General features: G+C 69.6%; 9 protein-coding genes and 1 pseudogene. 4 read left to right on the forward strand and 6 right to left on the reverse strand.

Annotated features, from left to right (window positions below):
• Window positions 1–140: 140 nt before the first annotated feature.
• A complete protein-coding gene (locus ACFYZB_RS41620; RefSeq protein ID WP_388767096.1) occupies window positions 141–1,238 on the forward strand; it encodes a 3-hydroxyacyl-CoA dehydrogenase NAD-binding domain-containing protein in 1,098 nt (365 codons plus the stop codon).
• Between the two features lie 43 nt (window positions 1,239–1,281).
• On the forward strand, window positions 1,282–1,491 hold the full coding sequence (locus ACFYZB_RS41625; protein WP_351215088.1) for a hypothetical protein: 210 nt from the start codon (window positions 1,282–1,284) through the stop codon (window positions 1,489–1,491).
• A gap of 15 nt (window positions 1,492–1,506) precedes the next feature.
• Here ACFYZB_RS41625 and ACFYZB_RS41630 read toward each other — a convergent pair whose 3' ends face one another.
• Window positions 1,507–1,770 carry a hypothetical protein gene (locus ACFYZB_RS41630; RefSeq protein ID WP_351215089.1) on the reverse strand — a complete coding sequence of 88 codons (264 nt, stop codon included), beginning with the start codon at window positions 1,768–1,770 and terminating at the stop codon, window positions 1,507–1,509.
• A 20-nt stretch (window positions 1,771–1,790) separates the two neighbouring features.
• Complete coding sequence (locus ACFYZB_RS41635) at window positions 1,791–1,922, reverse strand: hypothetical protein (RefSeq protein WP_388767098.1); 132 nt, start codon at window positions 1,920–1,922, stop codon at window positions 1,791–1,793.
• 476 nt (window positions 1,923–2,398) lie between these two features.
• Here ACFYZB_RS41635 and ACFYZB_RS41640 point away from each other — a divergent pair, with 476 nt between their 5' ends.
• Window positions 2,399–4,504: an FUSC family protein gene (locus tag ACFYZB_RS41640; protein WP_351215093.1), complete on the forward strand. Its 2,106-nt coding sequence runs from the start codon at window positions 2,399–2,401 to the stop codon at window positions 4,502–4,504.
• Between the two features lie 229 nt (window positions 4,505–4,733).
• Here the strand turns inward: ACFYZB_RS41640 and ACFYZB_RS41645 are convergent.
• Window positions 4,734–5,116: pseudogene (locus tag ACFYZB_RS41645) on the reverse strand (glycoside hydrolase family 15 protein); the annotation flags it as partial.
• Between the two features lie 189 nt (window positions 5,117–5,305).
• On the opposite strand from ACFYZB_RS41645, the gene ACFYZB_RS41650 reads away from it, so the two are divergent.
• Window positions 5,306–5,491 (forward strand): hypothetical protein, encoded by a 186-nt coding sequence (locus ACFYZB_RS41650; RefSeq protein ID WP_351215095.1) that lies wholly within the window; start codon window positions 5,306–5,308, stop codon window positions 5,489–5,491.
• A 341-nt stretch (window positions 5,492–5,832) separates the two neighbouring features.
• Here ACFYZB_RS41650 and ACFYZB_RS41655 read toward each other — a convergent pair whose 3' ends face one another.
• The 3 genes from ACFYZB_RS41655 to ACFYZB_RS41665 form a co-directional block, all read right to left on the reverse strand.
• On the reverse strand, window positions 5,833–6,825 hold the full coding sequence (locus ACFYZB_RS41655; protein ID WP_351215097.1) for a helix-turn-helix domain-containing protein: 993 nt from the start codon (window positions 6,823–6,825) through the stop codon (window positions 5,833–5,835).
• Between the two features lie 207 nt (window positions 6,826–7,032).
• Window positions 7,033–10,938, reverse strand: a complete 3,906-nt coding sequence (locus ACFYZB_RS41660; RefSeq protein WP_388767099.1) for a hypothetical protein — start codon at window positions 10,936–10,938, stop codon at window positions 7,033–7,035.
• Window positions 10,939–11,547: 609 nt separating this feature from the next.
• The gene (locus ACFYZB_RS41665) at window positions 11,548–11,946 is read right to left on the reverse strand and encodes a hypothetical protein (protein WP_388767100.1); all 399 of its coding nucleotides are present in this window, start codon (window positions 11,944–11,946) and stop codon (window positions 11,548–11,550) included.
• Window positions 11,947–12,123 lie beyond the last annotated feature (177 nt).

Consider the following 12,123-nt stretch of genomic DNA (forward strand, 5'->3'; position numbering starts at 1 on the left):
CACGTTGTTTGGGGGGGGGGGGGGGGGGGGGGGGGGGGGGGGCGGGGGGGGGGGGGGGGGGGGGGGGGGGGCGCCCGGGCGGGGCCCCCCACCCCCGAGGAGCGCGAGAGGGGCAGGCGTGGAACTTGGAAAATTTCGCCATGCGTACTTTGCCTGCGATTTCTCGGCAACAGAGATCAAGCACGCCCTCCGTCAGGATGGCAGGCCCGCGGGCAGCCCTCAAACACTTCATGCAATGTCGCGGTGCGACGCTCACCACCCGTAAGGAATCGCACACCATGAACACTGCGAACGCGGAATCGTTCCGTAACATCACCATCGTCGGCGCCGGCGTCATCGGCATGTCGTGGGCAGCCCTGTGCCTCGCCCACGGCTGTGAGGTCACCATCAGCGACCCGGCTCCCACGACGGAGAGCCAGGTCCGCGCAGGTCTGGCAGACATCGCCCCCACGCTGGAAGAGCTGGGCATGCGGACGGACGGCCTGACTGCCCGGCTGCGTTTCGAGGCCGATCTGGCCGCCGCGGTGGCCCACGCCGACGTGGTGCAGGAAAACGGCCCGGAGCGCCTGGAGATCAAGCACCGGATGTGGGCCACCATCGAGGAGAACGCTCCTGCCCATGCGCTCTTCGCCACCTCGACCTCGGGTCTTCCGGCCAGCGAGATCGCCACGGTCCTCAGGCAGCCCGAGCGCCTGATCGTCGGCCACCCCTTCAACCCGCCGCACCTGGTGCCTCTTGTCGAGATCGTTCCGGGCAGGCTCACTTCGGAGGAGACCGTTGAGAAGGCACGCGCCTTCTACACCGCACTGGGCAAGAAGCCCCAGGTCCTGCACAAGGAAGTTCCGGGTTTCGTCGCGAACCGCCTGCAGGCGGCCTTCTTCCGCGAGTGCGTCCATCTGGTGGCCGAGGGAGTGGTGACCGAGCAGGAACTCGACGAACTCGTCACTTCTTCGATCGGCCCGCGTTGGGCGGTTGCGGGGCCCTTCCAGAGTTTCCATCTCGGCGGCGGTTCCGGCGGATTTGCTCACTTCCTCTCGCATTTCGCTCCCGCGATGGAACAGAGTTGGAAGTTCCTGGGAAGCCCGACCTTCGACGAGGCCACCGTCAAACTCCTGAGCGAGCAGGCAGAGGCCTACCTCGGAGACCGACCCATCGAGGAACTCGCAACTCAGCGGGACCAGGCGCAGATCGCCCTCATGCGTGCGCTGGGTGAGCTTCCGCCCGCTCCCATCCGATAGAGACTCCATCTGTGATCTTGACTGGAGCAACAGCATCACCGGGGTGGCTCGGGAGATCGGGGTCAGCCCCGAGGAACTACGGAACCGGGTCAAGCAGGATGCGATCGACCGCGGGCAGGCGGCGCCGGGAGAGCTGACGACAGCCGAGCGCGAAGAGCTGCGCCGGGTGCGGAGACTGGCCGCCGAGCAGGCGGAGACGATCGAGGTGCTGCGAAAAGCGGCGGCCTTCATGGCGAAGGAGAGCGATCGATGAGCGAGGTGCACGCGTTCATCGAATTGGAAAAGACCGCCCACAAAGTTGCTCTGCTGTGCCGGCACCGGCGATGACGTACGCCCGGCCCACCACCCGGATGCCGTCCAGCGGTGTGACCGCCCCGAGGGCGAGCGGCTCGGGAGCCGAGTCACCGATCTTCCTGACCACAACCGGCGGCATCGCGGCGAGAACATCGCGGTACTGCTCAGTGGCGATGAGTTCCTCGGTGGCGCGCAGCATCGGCATGATCACACCGACTGCCTCGTCGGCCTGCTCCACGTCCGCGCCGTTCCATTTGGTTAGTCGGCCACCTTGTCCGTGCCGGGCAGGGTGGCCAGGACCGAAGCGTACATGCGTGCCTTGGTGGTGCCGAGGGCGTCGCCGGCCTTGCCGACCTGTGCCTCGGCCATCTTCACGGCCGTGGAACGCACGGCGTCGATCGAGTACGAAGACGTTGTCCTGGCGGTGGAGGGTAGGCATGCGCTGCTCCCGGCGGGCTGGCCGACCTCACAGCGAAGTCGGGCTCGATGAATCAGTCCTGCATGAAGATCCGTCAGGCGCGCCGGGGGGACGGTCACGGCGCGTGAGACCTTGATGCCCATGACCCCGATCTTGACCCGCACCGACCGTGCTCAGCTTTCTCCAGCCCCTGGTGTGCCTCCCGGAGCTTCGGGATGGGTTCGCCCCACGCCACTCCGGCGCTCCGCGGAGTGATCTGCCTGCACAACGGCAGAGACAGTGTCGCCGACCGCGGCCGCACTGGACCTCGGCGGATTCATCGCATCCGGAGCAGCATTCGTCTCACCACCCGAGCGGCGACGTCCAGGTGCAGCGAGTGGCAGCCACGCCGCGGCGGGCAGAGGATGTGGGTGCGGGGCGGGGCCGTGCCGTTGAGGGAGGCCCGGACATGCGCTGGTGGTCATCTCTGATCACAGTCGGCCGGGACGGACTGCGCATTCAACGTGCTTTCGCGGCGCCGTCGGCGATCGTGCGGGCCGTACTGGCGGTGCTGCTCGCCACCGTCCTCGGGCTGCTGCTGGACGCGCCGCTGGCCGGGGCCATGGCCAGCGTCGGTGCGTTCCTCTGTGGCATCGGTACGCTGTTGAGCCCGTTGCGGCACCCGGTGGTGAACGCGGTCGGGATGGCTGCGGCCTTCAGCGCCATGGCGGTGCTGGGGGCGCTGGTGCACGGCACCACCTGGTTGTTCCTGCTGCTGCTCGCGGGCGCGGCGTTCGCCGTCGGGCTGTGGCGGACGGTGGGCGTCGCCCCTGGCATCCGGGGCTGCCTCGCGGTCATCGGGCTGATGATCACGGCCGATCTCGCTCCCGACGTGCACGGCGGCCTGGTGACAGCCGGGTGGATCGCGGTCGGGACCGGACTCGTCGTCGTGGTGTGGTTGCTCCCGCCGTACGGTCCGCGATTCGCCTCCCAGCGCCGTGCTCTTGCCGCCCTGTACCAGTCGCTCGCCAACGCCTCGGCCGCGGCCGGGTCCGCCGTCGTGAGCGAGTCCGCTCCGTTCACAGCGGCCCGGCACGCTCTGGACCTGCTGCCGCAGTTCAGCCGGCCGGCCGCAGCGGCCATGTTCGGACTGCTGGGCGAGGCTGAGCGCATCCGCCGCGCGCTGCATACCGTACGGGTCACGGCAGCAGCGGGGAACCAGGAGGCCCTGGTAGGCGCCGCTCAGGTGCTGGGGAACATCTCCCGTACGGTGGCCTCCGGCCGCGAGCACCGCACCTCGGAGGAGGTCTGGGCCGTCCTTCAATCGGCGGCGGACGACTCGCCCGTGCGCGGCCCGCGCGATCTGGCCGCACGGCTGCGGCTGGCCGAGCAGCTGGCCCGGCGCTCGACGGAGGGCCGCGTCGGCGATGTGCTGGAACCCCACACCGAGGTGCCGGGCCTGTACGCGGGCACCCCCTCTGTGGCACGCACCGCCCGGCGGATCCGGGCCCAGCTGCATCTCCAGTCACCGATCTTCCGCCACGCGGTGCGACTTGCTGTGGGCGTGGTGCTCGCCGAGGTCATCGGCCGGTCGATCGGCGGCTGGGGCGGGCTGGGTATCTCCGCACACGGCTTCTGGGTGGCCCTGACCACCATGCTGGTGCTCTTCCCCGGGTACGGGCACACCATGGCCCGCGGCTGGGGACGGGCGGCCGGGGCCGTGCTGGGCGGCCTCTTCGCCTCGGTGCTCTCCCTGCCGCACTGGTCGCCCGCAGGCCTTGCGGTCGCGTCGGTGGTGCTGGCAGCGGCATCGTTCGCGACCCTGCGGACCGGGCAGCTGATGCTCAACCTGTGGCTGACCACCTGGATCGTCTTCCTGATCCACCACGTCGGCGGACTGCCCGGGCCCACGGCGTGGGCGCGTGCCGCCGACACGGTGGTCGGCGCGGTGCTGGCGATGGTCATCTTCTTGGTCTGGCCGACGTGGTCCACCCGGCGGTTGCCGGGCCTGCTCGCGGAGTGGCTGCGGGTGCAGGACCGGCTGCTGCCCGAGCTGTTGTCCGGCTACGCCGACGTCGGGGCGATCGACCGGGCAGCCGTGGACGCGCTGCGGGCGCGGTCACGGCAGGTCCGGGAGCGCATGGTGGCCGCGGTGGAGCAGTCGCACGCCGAGCCCGCCGAGCACCGCGGGCCCTGGTCGAGTAGGCAGCTGGAGCAGATCAGGGCTCAGGTCTCCACGGTTGCCGGATGTGCAACGCTGCTGGACGAACACCTGCCGCGTATCCCGCAGGACACCGTGCCGGAGCTGACCGAACTGGCCGACCTGCTGCACGAACACCTCACCGCCCTGGCCCGCGCCGCCGCCGGAGCCGAGACCGTGGCACCGGGGGCGTTGCGGTCGGTATACGACTCCTTCACCACCCGCTCCGGCCTGTCGGCCGAAAGGGCAGACGGCTTCGGAAGCGCCGCGACCGGCCGCGCCGTCGCCCTGAGCACCGCGACCGTCGACGCCATCGAGGCCCTGACCGCCACCATCGCCTCCCGCCACCGCCCCGGTCGTCACACGGCAGCGTGAGCTCTCCCCGGGCTCGCCGCCCTTCTTGACCATGGCTGTGCGCTCACCTGCGGATGATGTGGTCCGACGGATACGGGGTGACCGGCGGACCTCCGGCCTCCGCCACCATCGGTTGCGCGTAGAGATAGGGAACCGGGACCGGTGAGGTGGGAGGGAAACCTGGTACGGCGGCGTCGAGATGGGCATCCAGGCTCAGCGCGGCGAAGATGAGGGCGAGGTGGGCCAACGCCTATGGAGAGTTGCCGAGTTGCTCGCCGGTCAGTCCGATTTCCTCGGAGTACAGACCGAGATGATTGGCGTAGGTGAGCATCTCCTCGAAGACGAATCGCCCCTCACGCAGATGGCCGGCGCGGGCGAGGGCCTCGACGTACCAGAACGTGCCGAGAAGGTGCCTTCGGACCCGCGCGGCCCGTCCGGAGAGGCAGAGGGGTCGTACCGGTACACGAGACCGTCGGACACGAGATCTTTCTTGATCGCGTCCAGGGTCGAGAGCCACCGCGGGTCCTGTGGGGGGATGAACCTCACCGCGGCGGGCATCCGCGGCAGCGCGGAGTCCAGGACCTCGCTGCCCAGATACTGGGTGAAGAGGATCTTCCAGGGACTGATACCGCGGCTGTCAGCCGTTGCGGGCGAGACCGCACACCGCCTCCAGCAAGAGGTCGAAGAAGCCGTGCTTGCCGAGTTCTCGCCGATGCTGCAGGCCAACGAGAACCTGCGCGCCGCATACGAGGAGGCCAGAGTCTCCATCTCGGCGGCGGTTCCGGCGGATTTGCTCACTTCCTCTCGCATCTCGCTCCCGCGATGGAACAGAGTTGGAAGTTCCTGGGAGGCCCGACCTTCGACGAGGCCACCGTCAAACTCCTGAGCGAGCAGGCAGAGGCCTACCTCGGAGACCGACCCATCGAGGAACTCGCAACTCAGCGGGACCAGGCGCAGATCGCCCTCATGCGTGCGCTGGGTGAGCTTCCGCCCGCTCCCACCCGGTGAGGATCGATGACCTGCACCGGCTTCTGGACGCGGTGCTCGTCGAAGCGATGTGCCCAGGCGAGTAGACGCAGGTGGTCGGCGCTGGTGGTGCCGGTGGTGTGGCTGCCGAGTTCGCGCCCGCAGTCATCGATGGTGGCCGCCGTGTGATTGCGCTTGTGGGTGGCGACGCCGCCTCAACCCGTTCTGACCTGTGGTAACGGGTGGAATCGCCTGATGATGAGCCGAGTTGGTCCGCACATGGTCCGGATCTTGGACCGTGTCCCGGCTGCCCGCAGCACGCTTCGCTGACCGACGTCAACTGGCTCTCCGAGACTCCCGAGTCAGCCACCATCCGGCGCGAGTCACAGCCAGCCGCGCCGGGCGGCGGTCAGCCCGGCCTGGAACCGGGTGTTCACCCCGAGTTGACTCATCAGCCGATGGATACGGCGTTGGGTGGTCCGTTCGCTCCAGCCCTGGGCTCGGGCGATCGCGGCGTCGGTGAGCCCTGCCGCGAGCAGCGACACCAGTGACCGAGTCTCCTGGTCGGGTTCGCCGGTGCCGCTCTCGAGGCTCCCTTCGGCGGCTGTGCGGTGCGTCAGGGGCAGGGGAACCGCCCGCTCCCACTCCGCCTCGAAGAGCGCCTCCAGGGCCACCAGCATCGGTGAGCTCTTCACGAGATACGCCGCCAACTGACCGCCCGGCGCCGAACTGATGGGGATGATCGCGACCCGGCTGTCGCAGATCACGAGTTTGAGCGGCAGCTCGGTACGGACACGCGCCTGTTCGCCGGCCCGGACGCTGGGCAGGATGTCGTCTGCGAGGCGGCCCGGCCAGGCGACGGCGGCGCGGTCGTAGATCACGCGGTGGGCGACGCCGCGGCGCTGCCGCTTGATCTGCTCGTCGAGGTTGCTGCCAGGCCGGTCTACGTAGGGGGGCCGGTCGAAGGCCCGTATCTCACGCTGTGCCTGGGTGGTCATGCACTGCACCGCGGTACTGACATCGGCGCGTTCGGTGAGGAGTTCCACCGCGAGGTCCGGGCTGCTGATCCGGGACGCCTCCCGGTGTGCCTCCATCAGCCGGTGCACCTGCGACCGGGCCTCATCGAGCTGCTTCTCACGACGGCGGATCAGCGCGGTGACAGCGATGTCGGGGGCCACCGCGGTAAACCGGGGCGGTCGGCCGGTGGCCCGCGTCGCCAGGCCCTCCTTGACCAGATCGGCCAGCTGCCGCGTGGTGGAGGGAACCGACAGTTCACAGGCGCCGGCGAGCTCCGAAGCCGTCGCGTGGGGCGTATGGACCAGCACGGCGTAGACGCGCTCAGTCTCCTCTGCCAGTCCCAGCACGTTGAATGTCATGGCTTTTCCGCCTTCATGTCGCCTGCCCGCCGGCCGGCGGATGTCGGCCACCTTTGTTCCTGCGCCACAGCTGTCCCGTCGACATTTTCCATGTCATCAAGGAGGGCCTGGTCCGGGGGCCAGGGGTCGTGGCCGGTTACCGTAAGGCCGCGGGTCCGCGGGCGCTGTGGCGCCCGCGGACCCGGGTGGTCGAGCAAGCGGATCGGATCAGTAGGAGAACTGCTGGATCTGACTTCCGTCGCCTGCGTACGTCCAGCCGGTCCGGGTCGCCGGGTCGAGCTGCATGACGCGCTCGCGGTGTGTTTCGAGCCGGCCGTTCCAGGAGCCGAACAGGGGGTACTCGACGCCGGTCACCGTACCCACCGTGTTGCCTGTCTTCAGGTCGACGACGGCCATGCGTCCGGTGGCGTTGTTGTCGGTGAAGCCGTACTGCTGGAAGCCACCCATGGGCTTCAGGTCCGGGAACCGGAAGGCGAGCAACGCCAGCTGGTGCTCCCCGTCGACGGCGAGCGCGAGGGGCGTCTGAGCCGTTCCGACGTTCACCGGGTCACCGCCGCCGAGCTGCCCGAGGTATCCGGTGCCGGCGAAGTTGACGCTGTAGGAGTGGTACCACGTTTCGTAGAGATTGCCCTTCTGGTCGGCGGCGAGGTCCCCGGCGCAGGGGATACCGCCTTGGCTCTGGGTGACCGTCCCGGTGTCCAGGTCGACCGCTGCCACCGTGCCGGAGCCGATCGATGCCACGCAGTTGACGGTGGTGCCGGTCTTCTGCGCGGAAAAGAGGCCGGTCGACTCGTCCACGTCCAGCAGGCCGTACGACGTTCTCCCGTCCGGAGTGGGATCGAGCTGGAGCGGTGTGCCCATTGCGCCGGTTGCCGTGTCCACGGGCAGGACGAAGCCCGCCCGGTCGCTCGAACGGTGGGCGAGCACCGCTGCGCGGTGGCGCTTGGCGTCCACCCGCCCGCCCGTCACGACGTACTGGTCATCGACCCGGACGGGGCTGCCCACCGCGTCGCCGGTGCCCGTGTCGTACGTCTCGAGCCACTGCTCGCCGGTGGTCGTCTGCTTGTGCAGGACCAACGCGTGCTGGGCGGAGTCGACGCCGAACACCTCGTAGATGGAGCCGTACGCGGGGTCGCTCGTCAGCTTGCGGCCATAGGTTCCGGTGGCGGCGTCGTAGTCGTACACCGAGCCTTCACCGGTGGGGCTTTCGACCGCCGCGACGGACGTGCCACCGGGGACGATCGCGAAGTCGGTCAGGTTTGTGCCGTCTGGGGCCGTTCCGTCGTCGTAGGCCAGCAGGGACGTCGGCGAAGCCTGCCCGACTGTCTTGCCGTGCTGGTTGACGGCGAACACCCGCAGGTCGTAGGCGATCGAGGACGGGAGCTTGAGCGCGAGGGCGTCGAGGTCCGCCGTGCCTCGCGTGCCCGTGAGTGAGCGGTCGAGCGTGGCCGGGCTGTCCACCCCGTTGTGGTCGAGGGTGGTGCCGTTCTGGTTGCTGACCATGTTGTAGGAGTTGTACATGTTCGGTCCGGGTGCGGAGAACTCCAGCAGCGTGCCGGTGGCGCCCTTGACCCGCGACACGTCGTAGCGCACCGAGAATCGCGGCGCAGCCCGGTTCACCTCCAGCAGGTGACCGAACCCCTGGGATCCCTTCGCAGCCAGGGTCGGCGCCGCCGGGCGTTGCGACGGGTCACCGCCGTCGACGCGGACGGAGACGAACTCGCCGTACACCGGCCCGCGCTTGGCGCCGCCTGCGGGGTTCTGGAGGACACCGATGCCGTAGATGCCGCCGCCGGCGGAGAAGGCGTCGGCCGGGACGGTGACGGTGCCGCGAAGTCCCGTCAGCGGGGCGGTGTGGACGGCGGAGAAGATGGGCGCCAACGCGGGGTTCCAGTGGCCGACCTGCGACACGACCAGTTGGGGCGAGCTGACGTTCCGCACGCCGGTCAGGTCGTAGCGCACCTGTACGGAATGTCCCGCCTCGACCACGGGCTGGACCACCGGGGCGAGTGCTTCGGCGTAGCCGCCGTCGGTGGGGCCGAAGGTCAGCTGGTGAGTGGTGGAGGCCAGCACCTCGTTGCCGTGGCGCACCTCGAAGGTGAGCGGGACCTGACGGTCCGTCGCGGAGACGACCGGAAGTCCGGCGGCGGCGAGCATCTGCGTGGGGGTGAGCCGGATCGCCGGCACAGCGGAGGTGAACTCATGGTTCTTGATGCGCAGCGCGTAGCTCACGCCGTCCCGGTCGCTCAGGCCGGTGACGTCGGCGCCGATGGTCACCGGTCCCACCAGGCCCTCACCGGTGGCGCCGGCGCCTGTGCCCGGTCCGGCCAGGTCGATATACCCCGGGTCGGTGGCCTCCAGGTAGGAGCCACCGAGCCCGCCGATGGTCTGGCGATGCGCCACCGAGAGCCGGACGATCTGGGGGGTGCCCGTGCCGGCCCGGCTGCCGCGCGCCTTGGCCAGGACCGCCTGTACCGCGGCGGTGACATCGAGCTGTGCGCCGACGTGCAGCGGCTGGTCGATCTGCGGCGGAGTGGGCACGGCACGGCCGGTGCGTTCCAGCAGCGTACGGACGTCATCGGGCGACGGGTGCTGCCCGGTCAGCCGGGAGGTCTGCAGTACGACCGCTGCGGCGGCCGCGATCTCGGGCGCGGACGCCGACGTGCCTCCGCTGAGGACCTCCTTCACCGACTGCGCGGTCTGTCCCTGGTGCTCGAAGGCGGGGATGCCGTCACTGGGCGCCGAGACGTCCACGCGCGTGCCGAATCCCGAGGAGAACATCCCGGAGCCGTTGAGCCGGGTGGTCGCCCAGGTCCCGTTGCCCGACGCGGCTGAGCCGTTCTGCGGCGCAACGGACAGTGTGTCGTCGGTCGTGGTGCCGCCCGCGGCGATCGCGCCGGAGTCCAGCACCTTGCTGGGCGTGGTCGACACCTGGTCGTCGTCGATCCGGGTGGCGTCGGCGGCCTTGCGCGTCACGTCGGTCGCGGTGCTGCCGCCGTCGGGCCCGACGGCCGCGTTGGTGTACAGCCGGGTCCCGTCGTTCGACGAGACCACCACGGTGATGCCGTACTGCTGCACGATCGACGCGATCACGGCCTGCTGGACCGGATCGTCCTCCAGATACCGGCTGGGGAACCCCGCGGCGTCGGTGCCGTACCCGAGGCTGGCGGTGATCACGTCGGGTCGCGGGGTCTGCCGGGCCGCGGCCAGCAGGGCCACCGCGATCTGACTGAACGTCGGCTGCTGCGGGACGACGAGCCGGTAGCCCGCACCCGGGGCGATGCCCAGCAGGTCGGAGGACCCGCTGCCCTGCATGCCCGCGCGCTGCAGGTCATGCGGGAGCGGCGCCATCACGGAAAAGTCCAGCAACACCTCACCCAGCGCGGCGTCCTGCCCCTGGGTCGAGCCGGTCGGGTCCAGCGCGCCGGACGCGTCCGCGGTGTACGTGGGGATCAACGGCATCGTGGGGATGTCCAGATACCGCTGACCGTTCTCGACGACGGTCGTCGGCCCCGATACGCCCAGCTTCGGCGTCGACGCGTCGGTGAGGTCGCCGACCGAGACGTTGGTGATGGTCTCACCCGTGCCGGGCAACTGGTCGAACTTCTGCTTCAGCAAGCTGTAGGCGCCCGTCGCGTCGACACCGCCGGCGTTGAGGAAGCTCTGCAGCGAGCTGCCGAAAGCCGCGTTGCCGGGCACACCGTCGGAGCCGGTCGCACCGCTGTCCTGCCCCTTCGCCGACGAACCGGCCTTCGTCGGCGTGGCGCTCGCCGAGGAGGGCAGCGGTATGGACCCGGTGTTCATGGGGGAGACGGTCTGGTCGGGCTCGGCGTAGGAGACACCGGGTGCGGCGGCCAACGCCTGGGCAGCGGCCGTGGCGTCGCCGCCGGCGAGCTGGACGACCTGCACCTTGGACAGGTCGATCGCTCCGGAGCCCAGCTTCGCCCGGGCCGCTGACCGCAACAGCTGAGCCTGGGCATCCGTGAGTCCCGGCACCAGGGGACGCATGGATACGGCGTGGGCCCGGTGGAGCACGGTGTTGACCGCCGAGTCCGAGGTCAGTGGGGTACGGACCCGTAGATTGCGCTGCTTGCCCAGCGACTTGCCCGTCACTTGGGTGGTCGGGCCGAGTACTACAAGGACCTGGCGAGGGCTGTTCTTCGCCGGCTGCGGCGGCGTGGGCTTTAGAAACGAGCGCCATGGACCGAGCGCGGAGGATCCGGGTGTGGAGGGCAGCGCGGCCTGCGCAGACATGCCTTTCCCCCCGGACTCGGCCGCCGGGGTCTGCGCCCCGGTAGCCGCCGCGTCCAGCACGGGTATGCCGAGCAATACAGCAGCGCTGGCTATGGTGGCGATGCCACGAGCGATCGCTCGTCTCCGCCGTTTCATGGGCACTCCACTTCTTGCAAGGAACTCAGGGGAAGCACAGAGAAGGCGCCGGCCCCCCAACAGCGCCCACGCGATGGGGAATCTTTCAACATCGAAAAGCCGGCACAAGACGACGAGGCTGGCGGTCTTCCGTCAACTGGCGGCAACTCGCCACCGAAATGGCGAGACGGCGCGACGATTGACGTGCTGATGACCGACGCAGCAGGGCGTCTTTAGGGCGCGTCTGCAGTCTGCCGCGGTGAGCAGGCCCGAGACCGGTGGGCGCATACGCGGCCTGGACGTCATCCGGAGTTGAAAAATCGACGTCGTCGGGCCCAGCGATGCCTCACAACCTCATCTACACCGTCCTGATGGGGCTGCCTCCAGAACGGCTCGGATGTCGCCGATACCTGAGGGATGAGCGCGGTCACAGCCGGCCGTCCGCCCCTCTTCACTGCCGCCGCGCCCGATGTGGCGGTCACCCGGCCGGGCCATGAACGCGGGCGTCGGCTCGATGCGGCTCGCTCCCTGGTACGACAGCTCACCGAGAGACATCGTGAGGCGCGTCGGATCAGCGACCCGAACATCGCCGTGGAACTTCTCACCGGTCATGAGGACATCAGCGCGACCGTCCCCCGGCTCACCGCGAGTGCTCGGCGTCAGGTGCGTGCCTTCGACCGGCCGCCCTCCGCGGAGCGTCCGGGCAGCAACCTGGAGAACCAGCGTCGGCGGCAGTACGCCGGTGTCGGCCATCGTGTATCTACGACCGGGCGGCGGCGGTGGTGTGGCCGGGGCGCCTGCGGGTCGACATCCTGCCGAGCATGCCGGCGTCTGTGAGGCTTTCCGGATCTCACCTGACCGGGCGCTGTTTTGCATCAGGACCACGATGTTCGCCGCCTGCTGCCCACGTCGGCCGAGCGGGCTGATGCA

Origin of the sequence: Streptomyces sp. NPDC001852 (assembly GCF_042891825.1) — a bacterium.
Taxonomy (GTDB): Bacteria; Actinomycetota; Actinomycetes; order Streptomycetales; family Streptomycetaceae; genus Streptomyces.

Coding starts and splice junctions, on each gene's coding strand:
- ACFYZB_RS41655 (WP_351215097.1), bottom strand. CDS start 6,825: ATGACATTCAACGTGCTGGGACTGGCAGAGGAGACTGAGCGCGTCTAC.
- ACFYZB_RS41665 (WP_388767100.1), bottom strand. CDS start 11,946: ATGGCCGACACCGGCGTACTGCCGCCGACGCTGGTTCTCCAGGTTGCT.
- ACFYZB_RS41640 (WP_351215093.1), top strand. CDS start 2,399: ATGCGCTGGTGGTCATCTCTGATCACAGTCGGCCGGGACGGACTGCGC.
- ACFYZB_RS41650 (WP_351215095.1), top strand. CDS start 5,306: ATGGAACAGAGTTGGAAGTTCCTGGGAGGCCCGACCTTCGACGAGGCC.
- ACFYZB_RS41620 (WP_388767096.1), top strand. CDS start 141: ATGCGTACTTTGCCTGCGATTTCTCGGCAACAGAGATCAAGCACGCCC.